The organism is Paenibacillus sp. TAF43_2, from assembly GCF_052113545.1.
In the GTDB taxonomy this organism is placed as follows: domain Bacteria; phylum Bacillota; class Bacilli; order Paenibacillales; family Paenibacillaceae; genus Pristimantibacillus.
Map to the genome: position 1 here is coordinate 1 of NZ_JBFRDK010000117.1, position 21407 is coordinate 21407.

Below are 21407 nucleotides of genomic sequence, written 5' to 3' on the forward strand. Positions count from 1 at the left end.
ATGCTAAAGCGGTCATTATTACTGCCGGTGTTGGTGCATTTGAGCCGCGGAGGCTTGAATTGCCTGAGGCCGCTGGATTTGAGAAGAAAAACCTTCATTATTTTGTGGGTGATTTGCAGCGTTTTCAGGGGAAAAAGGTGTTGATAAGCGGCGGCGGCGACTCAGCCGTTGACTGGTCGCTCATGCTGGAGCCCATCGCTGAGAGCGTTACGCTAATTCATCGTCGTGACAAATTCAGAGCGCATGAGCATAGCGTTGAGAATTTAATGAATTCGAAAGTTAACATCCTTACACCAAAAGAAATTACAGCGCTTCATGGTGAGGAGAGCATTACGAAAGTCACGTTATCCGACGTCAAAACATTAGAGACAATTGAACTTGAAGTCGATGCCGTCATCGTCAACTTTGGTTTTATTTCCTCACTCGGTCCGATTGCTGATTGGGGTATTCAAATTCAAGGCGGGTCGATTATCGTTGATACACGTATGGAAACTAATATTGCTGGAATCTTTGCAGCAGGCGATGTGACTACTTATCCCGGTAAGCTTAAGCTGATCGCTGTTGGTTTCGGAGAAGCCCCTACTGCTATTAACAACGCTAAGGTTTATGTTGATCCCGGAGCAAAGCTGTCCCCAGGACATAGCAGCAACATGAAGCTTTAGCGCATTTATATTGAACATAACGGTAAAAAAATAAACATAAGGGCATCCTAACCTTGGCTTAGCTCATTCATACACCTATTGCATTCATATGCACGGTGAGCCTAGGAGGATACCCTTATGTTTTGTCCTGTTTGTAATGGCTTTCAATATTTGCATGTTCGCTGCTCCTCTTGCGATAGCGCAGTTATCGATTGCGGTCGTGCATCTGATCTGACGAGTCCTTACGCTCCCTATGAACAGATCGAAGACGAGCCGCTCATAAATAGTGTGCATGTGCAAAACTCTTTATCTTGCAAGCATCTTGTATATTGTCAGGCCTGCAAGCTTACTGCCGAGGTTTGGGTGAAGGAAATGTAGTCGCTCTGCTATCTTGAAGAATCGCGACTTTTTATGCTGTAATTTTGATGTTTTCTGGTTTGAGTCGTCTGCGTGTCATTTCGATGGCTAACATTCGAATAAACTCGGGTTCCAATTCAAACTGCACAGCTGCATAATAAGTGTCTACTAACATTTCGTCAGACAGTAGCTCCATACTACACACCCTTTCTTCCATACTTTGGTTACTACTTTTTCATAGTAGCATGGCACTATTAGAAGGACAACAGCCCCGGTTATACACAAGATGTTGTGGATACGATGTGAATAGCATGTGTATATACGTCGAATTTTAAGCATTATCAAGGTGGATAATGTGGATAGAGTTATCCACAGGCCTTTTTTACATCCTCTCAATAAAAAACTTTAATCGCTTTATATGAATCTATTAATGGAATATATTGAAACCTCTCCCTATTTCCTACACTAGCCCATATACAATCACACAAGCAAAAACGACTTCGGCGTCCTCTGGATGCTGAAGCAGCTTTGACGGAGAAATATAAGCCCTTTATAAGCTAACAAACTTATAAATTCTTATTTTAAAAAAAAAAGCCCCAATGGGGCTCATATGAGAAATGATTCCTTACCAATTCAATTCATATTGCTCATTTTCGATCCATGAGGAAGTCGTATAGTCTCTGCCGCGCACAATAATCTTATTTGCGTACACGTCAACCTGATAACCTTGGCTGCCCTCTTTGTACTCATCCTCATTCGTCCATAAATAAGCGACGGATGCCGTATTAAATATGGTCGCCGTTTCACCTTTTCCTTCAAAGCAGGTATGTCCCGCTTCCAGCTCCCAATGCGTATGTCCGTTAAACATGATTGTCTGAGGATGCTTTTTCAGTATTGCTTTCAATTCTTTGTCCTGAGTCACACCATACCAGCCCTGCTCCTCGAGCGACCCGGCAACCGTATCCTTCAGCGGCTGATGCAGGAACAAAAATACCGGCTTTGATGCTGATGCCTGCTCACCAAGACGCTCATCAAGCCAGTCAAGCTGCTCTGTACTCAAATAGGCGAAATCCTTTAATCCTTGCTCCGAGCCAAGAAAAATAAAATGATAGCCCTCCAGCCATTTATCATAATATGGACCTTTCATGCCCGTGCTAGATTCATAGAGTTTAAGTTGACTGCTCCATTCACCTAAAAAAATATCATGATTGCCATACGTAAGCAGCATCTCTGGCAGTCCGGCTTTGTTTGCTTCCCAAATGCGGGTAAACTCCTCATATTCAGGTCGGAGTCCATGATCCGTCACGTCTCCAACATGCATTATGCCTATACTGTTAGAGGCATGTGCCGCAATATCAAGAAGCGCTTGCTCGAAATGCTTATTGTGAATATGATCCCGGTCATTCGTAACATGGGTGTCCGTAATGACTTGAAAACTAATAATTGGAGACAGCATTTTATTCCTCTCCCTTTCTGCTTGACTTTAATGGTTTTTTACACTCATATTCAAGCCCACTACTCCAACAACGATAACAGCAATCCAGAGCAATGAGGTAATAGGCAGCTTTTCATGAAAAATCGTAACGCTGACAATCGTAATGAGAATAATGCCAATACCTGACCAGATCGCATAGGCAACGCTCACATTCATATAAGATAGAGCGAAGTTTAGCATCGTGAAGCTGACACCATAAAATAAAAACATGAGTACAGATGGCCAAAATCGTGAAAAGCCCGCTGAATATTTCATAGAAACGGTTCCCGACAGTTCTAATACGATAGCGAGAAGAAGAAATGTCCATCCCCAGCCCATTTCACTCTTCATTCACTCGTCTCCTAATCGTTAGTTCGCTATACGAAGCAATAACTTCATCTGCATTAGGAAGCGCCTTGTGGACGCGAGATCCTTCGGCAACATCTGCGATACCAACTTTTACACAAGCTCCAGCCGCAAGTCCCATCCGCATATCTCCATTAGTATCGCCTATAATCGCAGCCTCCGAACAATCAATTCCAAGCTTCAGGCAGGCCAGCTCCATCATATCCGGAAACGGCTTACCTCGCTGAGCCAAATCAGTGCCGATTACGACATCAAAATAATTGCGTATTCCAAGCCACTCCAAATGTTTATTTGCAGCCTCTGTTTCATCAGCAGTGACAACGCCAAGCCTAATGCCATGCTCTCTGCAGCTATCCAGAAAATTAATGCTTCCAGGCAGCGGGAGAGCTGGGCGCGAGAGCTCCAGCTCAATATCCGCTTGCTTCTTGCAATGCTGAACAAGCTCCATCGCTTCGGCCCACGATACGCCTTGGCTGTACAACTGCCAAGCAAGCACTGCATACAAGTCATTCATCGTGCCCATAGCAAGCGGGCCATTTCGATCATAATCGATGATCTTGTTGTCAGCATCATGTTTCGTGCCCCAAAGGCTAGGAATCAGGTCAGGCTGAAAAGGAATTCCTCGGTGCTCTAGCTGATTCTTTAGCTCAATGAATATGAACTCGCTCCAGCTGCCCCACATCCCGATGAAATCCAGCAGCGTTCCATCCTTGTCAAACAAGATGCCTGACACCTTGTATGCTCGATTATTTATCATTAAGTCAGGCATATTAACAATTCCTCCTATTTTAATCTGTCGAGCTCCTTCTGTGCTGCTTCCTTCGCTTCCTTGAGCGCTTTCTCAGCAGAAACATTTCCGATTTGCACTTTATCAGCTGCAATCTTAAGCGCATCGTTTATTTTGCCGCCTGTCGGGTCCTGGAATGGCGCAGATGCATGAGCTGCCTGCATAAGCGGCACTTTAATTTGAGGGTTTTTCTCGCTGAATGCTTTGTATTCCTCGTCCTCAAGTGCGGATGAGCGAACTGCGATATAGCCCGTACCAATCGACCATGATGCGGTATTTTTCGTTTCAGAGAAGAACGTAAGCCATTTGTATGCCGCCTCTTTTTGTTCTTCACTTACGCCAGTTGGAATGCCTGCCATAATTGCACTTGCAACAGGTTTGCCTGTACCTATGCCGTCCCAGCCCGGTTGCTCCATTGCCCCAACGATATTGAAATCAAGATCACCTTGATCGCCGCTTGAGCCCGTATAGCCTGCAGCTTGTCCCTTCATAACATCGTCGATCGTTTTGTACCAATATTCCCATCCTTGGCCGCCGGAGTGGATCGTCATCACTTTATCTTCATGAATCCATTTGCGGAACATCTCCCATGTCTCTACCCATTCTGGAGAGTCAATCATCACGGTTTTGCCATCATCACTTAGAACGGTACCGCCTTTGCCTAATACTGCATCCATCATATTTTCCATGCCCCACATCGGCTCCCAGCCGTAGAAGCTTGTTTTTCCATTCGCTTTAACCGCCATCTTCGACGCCGAAGCAGCTAAGCTCTCCCATGTCTTAAAATCTTCTGTTGTAAGTCCGCTCTTCTCAAGTGCGTCCTTGCGATAATACATGACCTGCGTCGTGCCATACATCGGAAGGAAATATTGTTTGCCGTCCAGCTGTCCTTGTTCAAGAAATGTTTGTACAAAATCTACTTTATTGAAAGAAGAGTCAGCACCAATTAATTCGCTCATATCAGCGAATAATCCTTTTTTTGCCCAGTTCATATTAGAGGAAAGAACAGCAGCAGGCGCTTGCTTCGCTGCAATCGCAGCTTGGAGCTTCTGCTCGGTTTCGGAGTAATCCGCTTGGGCGATCCCTTTCACGATTACCTCCTGCTGCGAGTTGTTGAATAAGTCGATTTTTTCCTTCATCGTTTCGCCAAGCTTGCCGCCAAGCCCATACCAGAACTCAATCGTAACTGGCTCTTTAGGAGCAGGAGCTTCGCTTGCCTCATTGGTTGGATCTGCATTAGCTCCATTATTCGTTTTCGTATTTCCTGCTGTTTGTCCACACGCTGCCAGTACCGCAAAACTGGTTACCATCATCAGAGCTAAACCTTGCTTCATTTTCAACATTGTAATTGATTCCTCCACTCGATTTGTATAAAACAATAAGCAATGCCTATTTTCTACCCTTTGTTCACGCCAACTGACATATTGAAGCTTTTCATAATCGTCTTCTGCGCAAAAAGAAACAGCACAAGCAGCGGGATAATCGTAAAGGAACTTGCCGCCATAATAAGCGGCCACTTCAAGCCATAGGCTCCTCCTTCCACAAAGAAGCTTCTAAGGCCTGCCGAGACAAGCTGCAGATTCGGATTTTTCGTGATCAGCATCGGCCAAAAATAGTTATTATAATGTTCAATGAACGTAATAAGAGCGAGCACAATGAAGGAGGAACGCGTCACCGGAATAAGAATCGACCATAATATCCGCATTGATGACGCACCATCGATTTGCCCTGCTTCTACCAGTTCATGCGACACCTGTAAAAAAGCTTGTCTGATTAAAAAAATGGAAAAGACGCTGACGCAGTTGGATAAAATGAGGCCAGCATAGGAATCGAGCAGGTGAAGCTTGGCCAAAATCATATAGCTCGGCAAGTAAACCGCTGTGCTAGGAATCATATAACCAAGCATTATGATTGCTGTGATGGCTTTCTTCAATCGAAATCGCATATGCGTCAAAGCATAAGCCATCATCGCAGAATTCAGTGCCTGCAGCAGAACAATGACTGAAGCTACGAGAATGCTATTCGTTAAATACCGCCAGAAAGGCGCTTCTAGCCAAGCCGCCAAAAAATTGCTCCACTGAGGAGAACTTGGCCAGAAGGTGGGCGGGAATTGCCATATTTCATCATTTGTTTTGAGCGCGCTTGTAATCATCCAATAGAATGGAAAGGCCATAACGGCACTGAAGAGCAGCAATAACAAATGCCTGATCGTACGTCGAAAAACATTTTGAGCTTGCATAACAATCTTTCTCCTCTCCATGCGGTTGACGATTATGAGCTGTAATGAACGGTTTTACGGCTGATGGCAAAGGATACGATCGACAGAACCATACAGATAACTACGAGCACAACCGCCACAGAGGAAGCTTCTCCGATATCAAACGACTCAAAAGCCGATTGATAATACATATATAGAAGCGTTCTTGTTGAGCCGGCCGGGCCACCCTGCGTTAACACGTTAATTTGGTCATAAGCTTGCAGCGCCGATATCGTTTGTACAATAAAAAGAAAAAAGGTCGTTGGCGATATTAGCGGAATCGTAATATATCTAAGCTTGCTCCAGCTTCCCGCCCCGTCCAGCTCTCCAGCCTGCAACAGCTCTCGCGGCAAATTTTGCAAGGCGACTAAGAAAAACACCATCGACCAGCCCATCAGCTTCCAGATGGTAACGATCAGCACCCCTGCAAGCGCCCATCTCGTATCTTGAAGCCAGCCAATTCCGTCAAAACCGAACCATCTCAGCACCGTATTGGCCATTCCTACCTTAGGTTCGAATATCCAAGACCATACAATAGATACAGCAACCGTTGGTGTAACCCAAGGAGAGAACAATAACGTCCGGTAAATAACCGAGCCATTCATCTTCCGGTTTAGCAACAACGCAAGCGCAAGTCCAAAAGCCATCACCGGAAGCACACTTCCAAGGCAAAAGAGGAGTGTTACGCCAAGGGATTGATAGAATGCTGAATTATTGAACAAATAAATATAATTTTCAAAACCTACAAATGTTTTAACGGGACTCATAAAATCCCAATCCGTAAAGCTCAAATAAAAAATAGTTCCCAGCGGGATCAACCAAAATACAATCAATGGAATCATAGCCGGCAGCGTGAACAATAGAGCCTTCCATTCCTTAGCCATATCGCGTTTTATCATCTCCTGGTTATCGTTCAATTTTTTCTTAATGTTTGCTATAATTATCATTAATAACTCATTTTCACCTCTATTGTTCAAAAATTATTGTACACTCAGTTTAGAACAGCCACATTATCTGAACGTTAACGTCTGATAAAGATCTTGTAAAAGAGTTGTTTTCCTGAAAGATTCACTTTCAACTAATATTGTTGCTGTATAATGAATCATAAAATCTTAATCTTGTAGGTGATGTTGTGAAAAGAGCTTCCACCAGCGATCAGAATAGTTTGCCCACGACTCAGGAGCAAATAAGAGGGAAAATAATAGACGCTATTGCCCAGACGATGGATTTATATGGTGCTAATTATTCATTCGGACAGCTTTACGGCATCATGTTTTTTGAAGATAAACCGATGACACTTGAAGAAATGAAGCAGCAAATGAATATGAGCAAAAGCAATATGAGCTATGCCGTTCGATCCTTGATGGATTCAAAGATGATAATGAAATTGGATGAAAAACTGGAACGCAAAGATTTATATGTAGCGGAGACTGACTTTTTCCAAGCCTTCCAAAACTTCTTTGCTGCTAAGCTGCAGCGCGAGATCGATGTGATGCTCGGGGCAATAAATGAGGTTATACCTCCGTTGTCTGAAATCATCTTAGATATTGATACGGAGGCTGAGGAGCGGCTCCTATGCCTAAAGGACTTGAACAAACTGCGCCATGGCATTGAGTATTACAGCTGGCTTCAGCAATTCGTCGACGGGCTTCGTAACGGAGAGTTTTTTCGTCAAAATGAGACCAAGGCCGAYCTCTAGCCTATGAATCAAGCAAAAACGGCTTCGGCGCCCTCTGGATGCTGAAGCCGCTTTGGCGGAGAAATATAAGATAAGTATGAGAAAATGATCTTCTTTCTTCTATTGAACAAAAGGATGCTAAGAAGTGATTCCCACTTCTACGCATCCTTTTGTTTGCCTGTTATTGCGGCCTTGTATTCACTTCAAATATCCATATTTTACCTTGTTTATCAATGCCGTAATCAAACCCTAGCTGGCCAATTCCGGGGTACTTGGCTTCAAGCACATTTGTCGATAATACGGTAAGCTCGCGCATCTTCCTCTTCTTTTCCCCTACCTGTGCTGAAGATAGGGATCTGCTAATCCCGTCTGCTGCTGAAACCAATGTGCCGCCTCGGCATAAATTAGTTACGAACAGCCCTTTTCTAGCAATTCGCCCTACAATTGCACGATAGACCCAGCCGTTCTCCGTCTTCACATATTTTACTCGGTAATCAATAGGCCTGCCGTCCACCGTTGCCAAATATATCCCTTTTTGAATAATATAAGCACGGCCTTTACGTTGATTGTTAAGCGATCCTACTAAAGCTGCAAAACTAGCGAATCGTTTCATCTGCGAATAATAAGTATAGGTATACCCATCGCCGTCTCGCGTAACCTTAATAACGCCGTGTCCGCCAGCACCGACTACTGGCTTAACAACAACCATTTGATGTGTATCCAACATGCTTCTGAGGTTATTGGCCGTAAATCTCCTAGTTGGAGGAATATGCGGTGCGATGCTGGAATGAGAAAGCAGTATTGCCGTCTTAGCCCATTTGCTAGCTAATTGCCTACCCTGATTATCACCCAATGAAATCTTTCCCCTTTCCTACCTCTTCATCCATAGCATATGACAGAACACTATCTGTCTCTTGGATGAATGACATAGGTTAGGAGCCTTTATTACCAAGCTTACCTACAATCGCTAGCCATTTGCCTCGTTTCGTATCCGTAGAACCTTTTACTGGACCAATATTCGTAATCCGTACTGGATTAATTCCACAAAATTGAAGTGTTGCTTTCTTCATTGCACGATGCCCTGGCTGACCGTATACAAAGCGGTTGTACCATACTGGCGTATCCAGTGTAACGATCAAGCGAGCTGTTTTGCCAGACAACAGCTTATCCCAAAATATAGAGCCTTCGCGATATTTAAAAGCGAAGCCTGGCAGCAGCACCCGATCCAAAAAACCTTTGAGCAAAGCCGGCAGCGTCCCCCACCAAGTCGGATAAATAAAGACGAGATGATCCGCCCACTTCATCGATGCTTGAGCTTCTAGCAAATCCGGTTCAAGCTCTGTACGCTTCGCATAGCCGAAGGCAAGATTAGGATTAAAGCTTAGCTCATGCAGCTGTATGATTCGAACCTCTGCGCCGCCCTGCACCGCGCCGTCAGCATAAGCCTTTGCCAAAGAGCTGCAATAGCTAGTAGGGTTGGGATTTCCTTGAATGATAAGTATTTTTTTGTTTGAGCTCATTTTGGCTCCACCACCGTTTCAGTTTATAAAATAATTGCAAGAAAACTAATCATCGGTACTTATCCTTGTCGTGATTATCTTTGACACTATTCAGAAGTTCCGTCTTGTAAAATGAGCAGCATAAATTTATAAAAATCTTCTTTCTCGAATGCACGAGCTGGTGATGAAAGCGTGTCGGCTAACATAATGTTCCGAACGCACATGCCGTATGACAGCATTACGCCTTGCTCCGCTGCTTTAAGCGCATCCACGGTTTGAGCAATGAGACCCTCTTTTTGTCCGCTTTCTATCCACTCTAGCAAGGTCGCTGTTGAACGCTCGTGAAATTGCTGCAGAACACTTGCAATACCTGGCTTATCCTTCTGACTAAGCAGATAAGTTAAGATTTGATTAGCTACACTATCCTTCTGCTGAAGCTGATCAAGCCCCTCAGTAATAGCAAGCAATGGAGCTGTAAGACTGCAGCTTTTCTCTATCGTAAGCAGGAAGGAATCATTAATTAGCTCCACTTGCGAAGACAATATAAGTCCAAAAAGCTCTTCTTTGCTTTTTACATAATGATAGATGGCACCTTTGGACAATCCGGTACTAAGCATAATTTGCTGCAATGTGGTATGTCGGCAGCCTTTTTCCTGAATGAGCTGCTCTGCTGTTTCCAACAATAATTTATAACTCGCATTTGCAGTGTAATCTACCATAAGCAGCCTCCTTTATTATTAATTGTTTATTATGAGTTGCAATCGACGATAACTTATTTAGAAGGACAGCAGACCGTCGGTCGGTTTGTTGATGTCTTTATAATACAGACCGCCGGTCGGTTTGTAAAGTGGTATCTTATTTTTTCTTTTCACAAAAAAACCGGCAAGCAGCCCTTTAAGGATTGCTTGCCGGTTTTCTCTAATTTATTTGCCTGATTGTTTCTCGAGTGCTGCCTTAAGCTTATCTGCCAAGCTATTGGACATCGACGTATTATCGCTGTACTGTTCAATCAGTTTCTGGTTTTGCTTGCGATTCACTTTGCCGCTTTGCTTATCGCCAAGCATTTCGATGACATTGCATGGTTTGCATTGTGCAAATTTCCCTGCTTTGCCGTCTTTAATCTCCATTTTCTTATGGCATTGCGGGCAGCGCTTATTGGAGAGCATTGGCTCTGCTGAACGGCGATAGCCGCATTCACGATCTGAGCAGACGAGCGATTTGCCTCGTTTTCCGTTAATTTCGAGCAACGGCTTCTCGCATTCAGGACAGCGTGAATGGGTCAAATTATGCGGTTTATATTCCTTCGTCTCTGCAATAACCTCAGAAACCCATTTCGCAGCCTGCTGTCTGACATTTTTCATAAAGGCAGCCGGGTCGCCTTTACCTTTCGCAATGCGCTCCAGCTCCTGCTCCCATTTTGCTGTTAAATCAGGACTTCTAAGCTCGTTTACTACGAGTTCAATCAGCTGCTTTCCTTTACCCGTTGGCATCAGCTTGTTTTGCGTCCGAGTTATCGTATCTGTTCCGAGCAGCTTTTCAATAATATCAGCTCTTGTTGCCGGTGTTCCAAGACTGTGCTTCTCCATGCGAGTAAGCAGTGTCGCTTCTGTATAGCGTGCTGGTGGCATTGTGCGAAGCTCGCGTACCTTTTCCTGCTTCACAGGGAGCGATTGTCCGATGGATAGCGGCGGAAGCAGCTGAGCAGGCTGTCCGTCGGACTTCCCTTGACCTGAGCCCGCTCCGTCTTCGTCATCCTCATCTTGAACGGAAGAATAAGCATCTGATTGATAAATTTCCTTCCAGCCCTTTTCTTTCTCGATCTTTCCTTTTGCGTATAATATATCCTTGCCTACAGCAAGCACGACACTCGTCTCATCGTAGCGATAAGGTCCATAAAATAATGAAATAAACCGTTTTACGATTAAATCGTATAATCTGCGCTCATCATTGCTTAGAGCAGACAGATTTACGAATTGTTCTGTAGGAATAATAGCATGATGATCTGTTACTTTACTGTCATCTACAATTCGCTTCGTTATTGGAAGCTGCATTCTGACAAGCTTGCGAGCCAGCTGTGTGTAAGGCCCAACAGCGATGCTCTCTAACCGTCCCTTTAAGGTAGGAACCATATCGCTCGACAAATATCTGGAATCTGTACGCGGATACGTAACCAGCTTATGCTGCTCGTAAAGCTTCTGAAGCACGTTGGACGTTTGTTTGGCCGAGAAGCCCAGTCGTTTATTTGCATCTCGCTGCAGCTCAGTAAGGTCATAGGCCTGAGGATGCGGCTCCGATTTCTCCAAGGTGCGAAGCTTGCTTACTTTTGCAGTTCCCTGCTTGATACGAGCGGCGATCGCATCAGCATCAGCACGGCTCCATACTCTTCCATCATGTGCATCCTGCTCCCGCCAATGCGCAGAGAATGAGCCAAAATCAGCGGACACATTCCAATATGGCTGTGATTGAAACGATTGTATTTCTTGTTCCCGCTCCATCAGCATGGCAAGCGTTGGCGTTTGCACGCGTCCAGCTGCTAGCTGTGCGTTGTATTTGGTCGTTAATGCTCTCGTCACGTTTAATCCAATCAACCAATCCGCTTCTGCTCGGCAAACGGCCGAAGCATACAAATTGTTATAGTCCTTGCCTGGCTTCAAGGTGTTGAAGCCGTCCTTTATCGCTTTGTCCGTCTGAGATGAGATCCAAAGACGCTTAAACGGCTTGCGCCAATGAACAAGCTCCATAATCCAACGAGCTACTAACTCGCCTTCTCGGCCAGCATCAGTAGCGATGATAAGCTCACTAATATCTTGCCGTTTACAAAGCTGAGCTACTGTGCGATATTGCTGTGATGTTTCCTTCATAATTTTTAAATTCATTTTTGGCGGGAGCAGCGGCAAATCTTCCAAATTCCAAGTTTTATATTTCGGATCGTAATCCTCAGGTTCAGCCAGTGTCACCAAATGTCCCAGCGCCCAAGTTACAACATATTTAGGGCCTTCCATGTAGCCTTTATGTTTCTGTCCGCAGCCGAGTACACGGGCTATTTCCTTCGCCACACTCGGTTTTTCTGCCAGTACAAGCGATTTCATTCGGATTATTCGCTCCATTCCATTTAGATGCCTCATTCGCATCAATCATTATGACGAAACGATACCATAGGCTCGCAGCCTGCGCAACGCCTGCAGCCTTAACTCCCAGCATGCTGTAAAACGTTTATGCATCGATTTCGCATCCTTACTATCGTATTGAAACACTTGGCGATTAGCAATCTATTCCTGCTATTCTTATGAATTTTACTGCTATATTCTCGGTGTGATATAGTAGGTTCAGCTTATAAGAAAGCAGATTAAGAGCTAGGGAGCGTTGATGGATGAAGCTGCGTGTTGTTGCTATTGTTTTTGGTGTTTTGCTCTTATACAGCGGCATTTCCTTCTATATTGGCTGGAATGGGTGGCTGTTCTTATCTCATTTATTCCATTTAGAAAATGCGACTGTATATACGATCATTGCTAGTGTCATTGCATTTTCGTACATTATCGGCCGGCTCGCTTACCGTGCGCCTTTTAAACCGGTTGCCGAGGTACTGAAGCTGATTGGTTCCTACTGGTTTGCCGTATTGGAATATGCCGTAATCATTTTGCCGCCTGCCAATCTTGTTGCTCTTATCTTAAAAGCAGCGGGCGCTGAAAAATCAATTTATATTGTCGGTGTAGGCGGACTGGCCTTCCTTATTATGGCTGTACTCCTTATCCGCGGTTCATGGAATGCATGGAGTCCGATTGTTCGAACCTATCACGTTCAAGTGCCAAAGCCTGCTGGAAAATTGAAGAAGCTGCGCATCGCAATGGCTTCTGATCTTCATTTGGGTACAATCGTAGGCAATCGGCACTTAGTTAGGCTGGTGAATAAGGTTGAAGAAATTAAGCCGGATCTTATCCTGCTTCCTGGCGATATTCTTGATGATGATATTGAGCCTTTTCTACGCAAAAACATGTCAACCGAACTTGGTAAGCTCAAAGCGCCACTAGGCGTTTACGCCGTAACTGGAAATCATGAATACATTGGCAGGAAAGTGCCGGAATTTATTGCGGCAATGGATGCAATCGGCATTCGCGTCCTTATGGACGAGACGGCGCTCATTGCTGACAGCTTCTATGTCATCGGTCGTAAAGATAAGGCGGCTGCGGGATTCAGCGGCAAAGGAAGGCTACCTATTCAGGAGCTTGTCGCTCCTCTAGATCAATCCAGGCCGCTGATCATGCTCGATCATCAGCCTTCCGACATCGCAAGCGCAGCAGATAACGGCATCGACATCTCCGTATCCGGCCACACCCATCGCGGCCAGATGATGCCTAATCATCTGATTACGAGAAAGCTGTTTGAGCTCGATTGGGGTTATTTAAAAAAAGGCGGACTGCATGCCATCGTATCATCAGGCTTCGGTACTTGGGGACCGCCGGTACGAATTGGCAGCCGGTCTGAGGTTATTCATATCGAGGTAGAATTCACAACCGTCTAAAAGGTTGACGAAAATAGCGGCAGCAATGATGTAAACCACTCTCATTTCCGGCTAATCAGCCTATAATGAGGGTATAAACACATTTGCTGCCGCTATTTTTATAGCTTTATAGTATGCTCCGAGTTACGACTATATCGGTTTGAATGTCCATTAATTAACGATTAATCTACATCAGCAATCCGCCATTCAGCACCTTTTTCCTTGCTCTTTCGAAACACATACACTGAGCTTCCACCGCTATCTTCATTGTTCCTGATCTCCGAAACTTGAACGACAGCCTCAAACAACGACTTTTGCTCTTTAATAGCTATTGGTTGTTCGACCTTTATGCTTGTAATGGTGAATCCGGTAAAGCCGCTTGAATCTTCGCGTGACTTGCGTGCACTTTCCGTGTATAAGCTTAAAAAATCATCCCATTTTTTCTCATGCAAATACTTTATTCGCAAATTAATTAGCTCGATAAGCGGCTTCTCTTCTTCCGTGAAAGCTGAGCTCTCCAAATACGCTGGCTCTAGTGCTTCGTTATTCGGCGACTCGGACGACTGCATAGGAATGGGAGTTGGAGACTCGATTATAGGTGATGGCGACATGTTCTGTGTATTCTGCTGTTCTCCGTCTAGTTGCTCGTCTGCTCCTTCTTTGCCAGAACCACTCACCGAATACGCATCTTCCAGCAAAGTCCAAATCTTCTTCGTGGATGATTTCCCTAATCGATAAAGCGTTCCCGTGTCACCCGGCTTCATGAAATTCCCATGCTCGCTGCTCTTCGATATCCAAAGAAGGTAACGCGAGTCCCCCAAGATTACAGAATAGGGTGGTGCCGCGATATCGACCTTTCCCTTCATCTGCTTTCCAAATCGGAATGCATATTCGAATGCTCGAATCGACTCTCGATCCTCCCACACCACTTCCGAGGTCGGCTCTGCCTGCTCAAAATCAAGCATGCGCTGGACGGTAACCTGATTCTCGTTTACCCGAAACAAAAACATCAAAATTGCAGCAGCCACAACAATGACGCCAATCAGAATGATGTAGCCACGTTTCAAATGCACACTTCCTTTCTCCAAAAAATTTCACCCGTTGCTACCTGTTATTTCGTGTCCGATATAATAAATAGATAAATCTAGTGCGATAACCATTAAGACGAAGGTCCATGGTAAAAGGTTCCATACATAGGTCCATGTTGTGCCATAAACTGTTCCGGTCAGCCAAATATAGGAGGAGCTGGCAGAATGGGCAGGGCTGAACACAAGCATAAATGTCGTCATCGCCGACAATAAGGAAGCCACACCTATCCCGACTAATACGAGGCGAAAGGGATTTACACCTTTATTCCAAGCAATCAAATAAACAAGAAGAAAGGCGCAAAAAGCCGTCGATCATTCCAGCAGCTGGGAGCCATCTTTAAGGACTATTGCCACGCGAGTTAATAAGGATCGTCAAGCAGAACGCATCATTCGGTAAATGATCATGGCCGAGCAGGACGCAAGAAAAAAGCTTGCTTCGGTTACAAAACAAGGAAAATGGGCAATTATAAGATTGCTGCCAAATAATTGCCGCCTTTATGGAAATAGTGAACATACCTTTACGGAGTTATTTTACGATCGCTTGCAGTTCCAATGTGATGAGCGCATCACGCATCCCATTTACAAAAACAATGCGCTTGAGCACATTATCCCGATTCATGAGAATGGGATCCTTGGGGCCCCTTTGGGCGTGAACATATGATTCGTAAAATGAAACGTTATTTCATCAAAAATGCTACTAATGCATATTGACAAATAATTATTTTTGTGGTATAATATAATATTTTACTATTTACATACATTTTAACTACTGGTACGATGTTACTTGAAATGAGCAACTCACCTGCAGCAAAAACTTCTAAACAGTAGCGGAGGGTTAAAATGAACATTGCAAGCGGCGTTAATATGATGCCAATATCAGCGGTCATGATGGGTCGAATGGAAACGATTTATCCCACTTTAATTTGGGATAACGACACCGTGATCTTGGTGGATACTGGCTATCCGGGGCAGCTGCCATTAATAAAGGAGCAAATGGAGCGTGCTGGACTTGCGTTTGAGCGTCTTAACAAAATCATTATTACCCATCAAGACCTTGATCACATTGGAAGCTTGCCTGCGATTTTGCAGGAATTGCCTCATAAGGCGGAGGTGCTTGCGGACAAAGTAGAAGCTCCTTACATTCAAGGTGAAGCACATTTGCTCAAAGTTACTCCAGAATCGATTGAGCAAGCTGTCAAAGCCTTGCCGGCAGAGGTGCCTGAGGAATGGCGAGCCGCATTCAGGAAGACGCTTGAAAATCCGCCTAAAGCGAATGTCGATGTTGTCATTACGGATGGACAGCAATTGCCGTATTGCGGAGGAATTATCGTCATTGGCACTCCTGGGCATACGCCCGGACATCTTAGCCTTTATCATACTGCTAGCAAAACGTTGATTGCAGCTGATGCTCTAATCGTTGAAAACGACCAGCTGCTAGGTCCGACACCACATTATTGTCTCGACCCGGATACCGCAAAAAAATCCATCAAAAAATTAACGCAATACGACATAAACACAGTCATCTGCTACCATGGCGGGTTATATTCTGATCATGTGAATGAGCGGATTTTAGAGCTCGCTGCCGAATAGCGAATAAGGGAGCTGCCAACGCAATCGACGTTGACAGCTCCCTTTTATATATGTCTACAATCCGCCAGCCAGCGCTTTTTTCAAAAACTGTCCTGTATAGGAAGCAGCAACAGCCGCTACTTGCTCTGGCGTTCCTGCTGCGACAAGATTGCCGCCTGCTGCACCGCCTTCGGGCCCTATATCGATGACCCAATCGGATTCCCGAATTAGTTCCAAGCTATGCTCAACCAGAACGACCGTATTGCCGGCATCCACTAATTTATTGAGTAGAGCAAGCAGCTGTTCAACGTCCGCTAGATGCAAGCCCGTTGTTGGCTCATCCAGCAAATAAAGGGTATGTTTGTTCGATCTCTTGTTCAGCTCCTTAGCCAGCTTAATTCGCTGACCTTCCCCGCCTGACAACGTTTTTACCGACTGTCCCCACTGCAGATAACCTAACCCCACTTCACACAGCAGCTCGGTCATACTCGCAATTTTTGCATTATTTTTAAACACAGCTCGGCTTTCTTCAACCGTCATATTAAGCAAATCCGATATCGAATAACCCTCGTAGGTGACTCTCAGCACTTCATCTTTGAATCGTTTTCCTTTGCAAGCCGTGCAGCGAATTTCAAGATTAGGGAGAAAACTCATGTCTACCGATAATACGCCAAGTCCTTGGCAAGTCTCGCAGCGTCCCCCTGGTGTATTGAATGAAAAATGCTTCGAGGTAAGCTGATTGCGCTTCGCTTCTGGCAGCCCTGCATATAAATTTCGCAGCTGTGTAAATACTTCTGTATAAGTCGCAATATTTGAGCGCTGCATACGGCCTAATGGTGACTGATCGACCGTAATTTGATTTCCGATATGCTCAAAGCCCGCTATGCTGTCGCAGCCCGCAATACGCGGTTTCCCCTGCCCTCCCTCCGCAAGCAAATCAAATAACAAGGTCGATTTGCCTGAGCCTGACACTCCCGTCACCGAGATGAGACAGCCAAGCGGAAAAGCAACGTCAAACCCTTTCAAATTACGAGCATGCGCATGGACAATCGACAGCTGTTTACCGTCGCCTGACCTTCTTGTCCGTACCGCCGCTGGCAAGCTTTCCTGACGCAAATAAGAACCTGTAACGGAACTCTCACTTGCGATCAGCTCCTCCAAGCTGCCTTCGCCAACGACCGTCCCACCTAAATATCCTGCTCCTGGACCGATATCGATAATATGATCTGCAGCTCTCATGACCTCGATATCATGCTCAATAACGAGTACCGTGTTGCCCAAATCACGAAGCTGCATTAGAACGCGAAGCAAACCTGCTGTATCGCGCGGATGTAGACCTGTTGTTGGCTCATCCAATATATAGAGTACACCAGTAAGTCCAGACCCAAGGAGTAACGCTAATCGCAGACGCTGAGCTTCCCCGCCTGACAGGGAGACGGTCTGCCGATCGAGAGATAAATAACTAAGCCCAACATCGATGATTCTCTCCAAACGTATCGGCATATCGGTCATGACTGGCGCAAGCAGCGGCCGTCCATGAGGAGGCACAGCATCCTGAAGCTGCTTGGTCCAAGTAAGCAATTCCTCCAATGACCAAGTGGATACTTCTGATATCGAAGCCCCTGCCACTAAAGCTGACCGGCTTTCTTTTTTTAGACGCATGCCCTTGCAATCCGTACACCCATCTTGCTTAAAATAATCGTTTTCCTTTTCTGCTGCCCCTTGCTCGCTTTCCTTCTCTTTATACCTTCTCCACATTCCAGTTACAATGCCTTCGAACTTGCCTTTTCCGACTGTTTTTGGCGGCGCGGCAAGAGGAAAATGCCTCATGAATGCATCGCTCTCCACGCCGTAATAAAGCAGATCACGCTGGATTTCCGTATAATCCTTTAATGACAGGTCGAGATCAAATGTAAATCCATAATGGTTCCCTGCAGCCTTTAAAATGACAGCATAATATTCGAGTTGTACTTCGTACAGGTAAGTCACACAGCCGCCGCAGAAACTCAGCTCTTGATTGAATACCGCTTCTAAGTCAAGCGTGGCAACATGTCCTAACCCACTGCAGGTTTCGCAGGCTCCCTCCGGCTTATTGAATGAAAAATGAGCCATTCCTAGCTTCTCATGTTCCTTCTTGCAGCCCGGGCATACGATCGTCTGGCGTCCCTCCTCTTCCTCTGCAGCTGCGAAATCATTCTCTTCATCGAATACAGGCGGTATAGTTGTACCGCAGTTGCTGCATTTACGGCTGCTAAGCCTAGAGTAGACAAAACGCAAATACGTATAAATATCTGTAACCGTACCAACCGTAGAACGCGGATTGCGATTGGTGACGTGCTGACCAATGCTGATGGAAGGAGAAAGTCCAGCAATCGATTCCACCTTCGGCTTGCTTATCGAATCCGATACCATCCCCATTGACTCCATATACTGCCTCTGACATTCCCTTTGCAGTGTGTCCATGGCAAGCGTTGATTTGCCGGAGCCTGAGGGCCCTGTCAACACAACCAATTTGTATTTGGGGATTGAGAGTGAAATGTTTTTCAAGTTATTTTCGCGTGCACCTGTAATGACTATCGTATCGTTCATGCATGTCCTCCTCATTGACAATAAATTTTTGGGGTAAGCAACGCTTCGCCTATTTAGAGCTCTTTTCCAGCATTTATTCCAGCATACTACATTGATGCAAGTGAGAAGGTTACGCAAATAAACACCCTATTTAAACCCGTTTCGTTGACAAAAAGGTTCTCATGGTTGTTTAATGTTTTTAGAAAATGTTCGGAGGTGTTTTTTTGTGATTATTCGACCGATTGATATTGCCAGGAGATTAAATATTAGTACTAACGCGTTGAGGCACTACGAGGATTGGGGCATCATTCCACCCGTTGAACGAGGGACAAACGGTTATCGCATATATACAGCAGAACACGTCGCTTACTTTGAGTGCATAAGAGCGATGAATGAAGGTTTTGGAATGACGCTTACCAAAGCAGTGATGATTAAATTGATTGATGGCGAGATTGATGAAGCGTTGTGGCTTGTAAACAGCGCACAGGCAGAGCTTCACCGTGACAAAACGATCGCCGATAAAACGATTCTTGCGCTGGAGACAGATGAAATTCATTTGCTGCATAAAGCAAGGAAAAGAAAAGGGATGACCATTGGGGAAGTATCCGAGGCAACAACCATACCTAGCTCCGCTATTCGTCACTGGGAGAAGATGGGTCTCCTTATTGTTAATCGCAACAAGGAAAATGGTTACCGCATCTTCAGTCCAGCAAATCTGCGTCAAATCTTAATTATTCGCACCTTCAAGGCGGCGGTATGGTCGCTTGAGATCATTCAGCAGGTGCTGAAAGAGGTTGACGATAACCAGGTAGAAAATGCGATAAAAATAGCGCGTGAATCGATGCAATTTCTAAATCGAGTCAATAGAAACCAACTGCTCGGAGCCCATTCTTTGTATAAGCTTCTGCTCGCCATTGAACAAAAACATTAATCATTAGCACAGATCGCTGACATAGGAAGCTGCACTTGAGCGAAGCAGATCGATTAAATCATCGTTCATGTATTCGAATTCATCTGGTATATGAAGACAGATTAGCTGCTTGCCCGAAAGCTCATGCCCAAACTTGCTTTGCAGCCTTCGAATATGTTTTTTCTCCATTGTAAAAATATAATCAGCCCAGCCAATATGACCTGCTGTCACCTTAATCCGGGCATTCTCTTCCGTACCAGCAGACCTCACCTCATGGCCGCCAACACCTTGAAAAATCGTTTCCGCAGTCAAGCTTCGCCACTTGTTTCTGCTGCATACAAACAAWAGATTTATCGAGAACACACTCCTCATTTATTTTTAATTTTATTAGTCAACCAGTTCAAGCAAATTACTCAGTTCATGATATAGCTCCAGCTCCGACAATACGCGCTTGCAGCGTCTAAGCATCAGTCTGTCATCCAAAATTAACTTCTTGTGCTGCGCATCACGAAGGAAAGCAAGCTTTCTCACTGCGCTCGCATCTTCAACAATAGCATCGAGCGCCCGCCTATCATCCCAATTAATAGAAAGCGGCCCTTCAGCGGTATAATCAACCTGACCCAATAGCGGTACAACACCAATCGAATCCAGCGTTTGCATGCAAATCGCTTGCGCCCTTTCCTCACGTACACTTTGTATATACTGTTCCAAGTCAGTAATTTCACGCAGTCCAAAAAGCTCTTTCAGCCTTTGCAACGCCGCTGAATGCTCATCCGCCAAGCTTTCATTTTTCTGCTCTCGCATCTTTTTAAAGAAATCATCAAATGTCGCAGGGTTATTATACAGTAGACTTCTATCTGTAATAATAAGACGAAGGAAATCCTTAATATTTTTGGCAACAAGCCATATTTCCGAGCCAAAATCCATAGGCGATACGACAGCTATATAAGCTTGCTCCAAATCTTTGACAGCTCCGAAATCCGTTACAAAGCAATAATGAATGCCATCACAACCAGAGCTGGCAAAAGGAATAAAATCGGGCGGCGTACATGAATAGCGAAAGTCATATTTTTGCATGATTAGCCCCAGCTCTAGATCCATTGCTCTTCCGAGCTCAGTCTCCAGCTCGTACAGCTGATTAATCGCCTGCGGCACCTCGTAGTTGCCATATTGCCGATGAATACGCGGCTTATCCCATTTTTGTTCCGTTTTGACGATCGGCCCAAATGATATTTCCGATGGCAAATTCGCCCTATCGATGCTGGCGTAGGCTTGAATGATATCCGGTACGTATTCACGAGTCAGTTTATGCCCAGACAGAATTTGGTACAGCTGCGTAAGGTCATCTTCTTCCCACGCCGACAAGCTCTCCAACGATATGCCTCCCTTATGACCGGATAAACGCAGAATAATCGCATCAAACTGTGCGCGGTTATCCTCCTTTACGAACGCATATTCTTCCAAAATGAAAGCAATCATCGATTGTTTATCCATGCTCAGCTCCATCTCCCTATCGTAAATCCGATTCAGTATTTTAGGCATTTAATGCTAATTATACCAAATAAATCAGTCGAGAAGTTGTTCCGTTGTCAGGAGAGCCTTTTTTCCTCGAGTCGGAAATTTTGTTTATAGTCGCTGTCGCTCCGATTTTAGCCAAAGCATTAAAAAAATACGCTTTGGATCTTCCGGCAGCGGAGGGCGTTGCAGGCTTAGAG

21 protein-coding genes and 1 pseudogene are annotated in these 21407 nt (G+C 45.0%); 6 read left to right on the top strand and 16 right to left on the bottom strand.

Going from position 1 to position 21407, the window contains the following annotated elements; all coding sequences use genetic code 11:
• The coding region (locus AB4Z17_RS22060; protein ID WP_441962090.1) for an NAD(P)/FAD-dependent oxidoreductase at positions 1-662 on the top strand (662 nt) is incomplete at its 5' end.
• A gap of 117 nt (positions 663-779) precedes the next feature.
• Positions 780-1019 carry a hypothetical protein gene (locus AB4Z17_RS22065; RefSeq protein WP_441876756.1) on the top strand — a complete coding sequence of 80 codons (240 nt, stop codon included), beginning with the start codon at positions 780-782 and terminating at the stop codon, positions 1017-1019.
• 31 nt (positions 1020-1050) lie between these two features.
• On the opposite strand, the gene sda is transcribed toward AB4Z17_RS22065, so the two are convergent.
• From sda to AB4Z17_RS22100, 7 genes are all read right to left on the bottom strand, one after another.
• Positions 1051-1194: a sporulation histidine kinase inhibitor Sda gene (gene sda, locus AB4Z17_RS22070; protein WP_076267563.1), complete on the bottom strand. Its 144-nt coding sequence runs from the start codon at positions 1192-1194 to the stop codon at positions 1051-1053.
• Between the two features lie 429 nt (positions 1195-1623).
• Positions 1624-2454 carry a metallophosphoesterase family protein gene (locus AB4Z17_RS22075; protein WP_441908287.1) on the bottom strand — a complete coding sequence of 277 codons (831 nt, stop codon included), beginning with the start codon at positions 2452-2454 and terminating at the stop codon, positions 1624-1626.
• Between the two features lie 27 nt (positions 2455-2481).
• Positions 2482-2823 carry a DMT family transporter gene (locus AB4Z17_RS22080; protein ID WP_076267561.1) on the bottom strand — a complete coding sequence of 114 codons (342 nt, stop codon included), beginning with the start codon at positions 2821-2823 and terminating at the stop codon, positions 2482-2484.
• Positions 2813-3607, bottom strand: coding sequence for an HAD family hydrolase (locus AB4Z17_RS22085; RefSeq protein ID WP_441962092.1), 795 nt, complete (start codon positions 3605-3607; stop codon positions 2813-2815). Before AB4Z17_RS22085 ends, AB4Z17_RS22080 begins: the two co-directional genes overlap by 11 nt.
• Before the next feature lie 14 nt (positions 3608-3621).
• Positions 3622-4968: an extracellular solute-binding protein gene (locus tag AB4Z17_RS22090; protein WP_441962094.1), complete on the bottom strand. Its 1347-nt coding sequence runs from the start codon at positions 4966-4968 to the stop codon at positions 3622-3624.
• A 53-nt stretch (positions 4969-5021) separates the two neighbouring features.
• Positions 5022-5864, bottom strand: a complete 843-nt coding sequence (locus AB4Z17_RS22095; RefSeq protein ID WP_076267558.1) for a carbohydrate ABC transporter permease — start codon at positions 5862-5864, stop codon at positions 5022-5024.
• A gap of 32 nt (positions 5865-5896) precedes the next feature.
• Positions 5897-6781 carry a carbohydrate ABC transporter permease gene (locus AB4Z17_RS22100; RefSeq protein ID WP_441962112.1) on the bottom strand — a complete coding sequence of 295 codons (885 nt, stop codon included), beginning with the start codon at positions 6779-6781 and terminating at the stop codon, positions 5897-5899.
• 233 nt (positions 6782-7014) lie between these two features.
• On the opposite strand from AB4Z17_RS22100, the gene AB4Z17_RS22105 reads away from it, so the two are divergent.
• Positions 7015-7581 (top strand): GbsR/MarR family transcriptional regulator, encoded by a 567-nt coding sequence (locus AB4Z17_RS22105; protein WP_076267557.1) that lies wholly within the window; start codon positions 7015-7017, stop codon positions 7579-7581.
• Between the two features lie 160 nt (positions 7582-7741).
• Here the strand turns inward: AB4Z17_RS22105 and AB4Z17_RS22110 are convergent, their stop codons facing one another.
• The 4 genes from AB4Z17_RS22110 to AB4Z17_RS22125 all read right to left on the bottom strand — a co-directional run bounded on the left by AB4Z17_RS22110 (position 7742) and on the right by AB4Z17_RS22125 (position 12148).
• Complete coding sequence (locus AB4Z17_RS22110) at positions 7742-8413, bottom strand: YheC/YheD family protein (protein WP_441962097.1); 672 nt, start codon at positions 8411-8413, stop codon at positions 7742-7744.
• Between the two features lie 79 nt (positions 8414-8492).
• Positions 8493-9080 carry an NAD(P)H-dependent oxidoreductase gene (locus AB4Z17_RS22115; RefSeq protein WP_441876732.1) on the bottom strand — a complete coding sequence of 196 codons (588 nt, stop codon included), beginning with the start codon at positions 9078-9080 and terminating at the stop codon, positions 8493-8495.
• Positions 9081-9166: 86 nt separating this feature from the next.
• Entirely contained in the window at positions 9167-9778 is a 612-nt protein-coding gene (locus AB4Z17_RS22120) for a TetR/AcrR family transcriptional regulator (protein ID WP_441962099.1), read from the bottom strand.
• 204 nt (positions 9779-9982) lie between these two features.
• A complete protein-coding gene (locus AB4Z17_RS22125; protein ID WP_441908605.1) occupies positions 9983-12148 on the bottom strand; it encodes a DNA topoisomerase III in 2166 nt (721 codons plus the stop codon).
• Positions 12149-12429: 281 nt separating this feature from the next.
• Between AB4Z17_RS22125 and AB4Z17_RS22130 the strand changes: the two genes are divergently transcribed.
• Entirely contained in the window at positions 12430-13578 is a 1149-nt protein-coding gene (locus AB4Z17_RS22130) for a metallophosphoesterase (protein ID WP_441962101.1), read from the top strand.
• 161 nt (positions 13579-13739) lie between these two features.
• On the opposite strand, the gene AB4Z17_RS22135 is transcribed toward AB4Z17_RS22130, so the two are convergent.
• Both AB4Z17_RS22135 and AB4Z17_RS22140 read right to left on the bottom strand, forming a co-directional pair.
• A complete protein-coding gene (locus AB4Z17_RS22135) occupies positions 13740-14630 on the bottom strand; it encodes a hypothetical protein (protein WP_441962103.1) in 891 nt (296 codons plus the stop codon).
• 21 nt (positions 14631-14651) lie between these two features.
• Positions 14652-14939 (bottom strand): annotated as a pseudogene (locus AB4Z17_RS22140) (iron chelate uptake ABC transporter family permease subunit); the annotation flags it as partial.
• Positions 14940-15485: 546 nt separating this feature from the next.
• Between AB4Z17_RS22140 and AB4Z17_RS22145 the strand changes: the two are divergent.
• The gene (locus AB4Z17_RS22145; protein WP_441962105.1) at positions 15486-16235 is read left to right on the top strand and encodes an MBL fold metallo-hydrolase; all 750 of its coding nucleotides are present in this window, start codon (positions 15486-15488) and stop codon (positions 16233-16235) included.
• Positions 16236-16289: 54 nt separating this feature from the next.
• Here AB4Z17_RS22145 and uvrA read toward each other — a convergent pair whose 3' ends face one another.
• A complete protein-coding gene (gene uvrA, locus AB4Z17_RS22150) occupies positions 16290-18803 on the bottom strand; it encodes an excinuclease ABC subunit UvrA (RefSeq protein WP_441962107.1) in 2514 nt (837 codons plus the stop codon).
• 205 nt (positions 18804-19008) lie between these two features.
• Here uvrA and AB4Z17_RS22155 point away from each other — a divergent pair, with 205 nt between their 5' ends.
• Complete coding sequence (locus AB4Z17_RS22155; protein WP_441908298.1) at positions 19009-19713, top strand: MerR family transcriptional regulator; 705 nt, start codon at positions 19009-19011, stop codon at positions 19711-19713.
• Positions 19714-19716: 3 nt separating this feature from the next.
• On the opposite strand, the gene AB4Z17_RS22160 is transcribed toward AB4Z17_RS22155, so the two are convergent.
• Positions 19717-20064 carry a low molecular weight protein tyrosine phosphatase family protein gene (locus AB4Z17_RS22160; protein ID WP_441962109.1) on the bottom strand — a complete coding sequence of 116 codons (348 nt, stop codon included), beginning with the start codon at positions 20062-20064 and terminating at the stop codon, positions 19717-19719.
• A 15-nt stretch (positions 20065-20079) separates the two neighbouring features.
• Positions 20080-21234: a hypothetical protein gene (locus AB4Z17_RS22165; RefSeq protein ID WP_441962111.1), complete on the bottom strand. Its 1155-nt coding sequence runs from the start codon at positions 21232-21234 to the stop codon at positions 20080-20082.
• Positions 21235-21407: the final 173 nt, after the last annotated feature.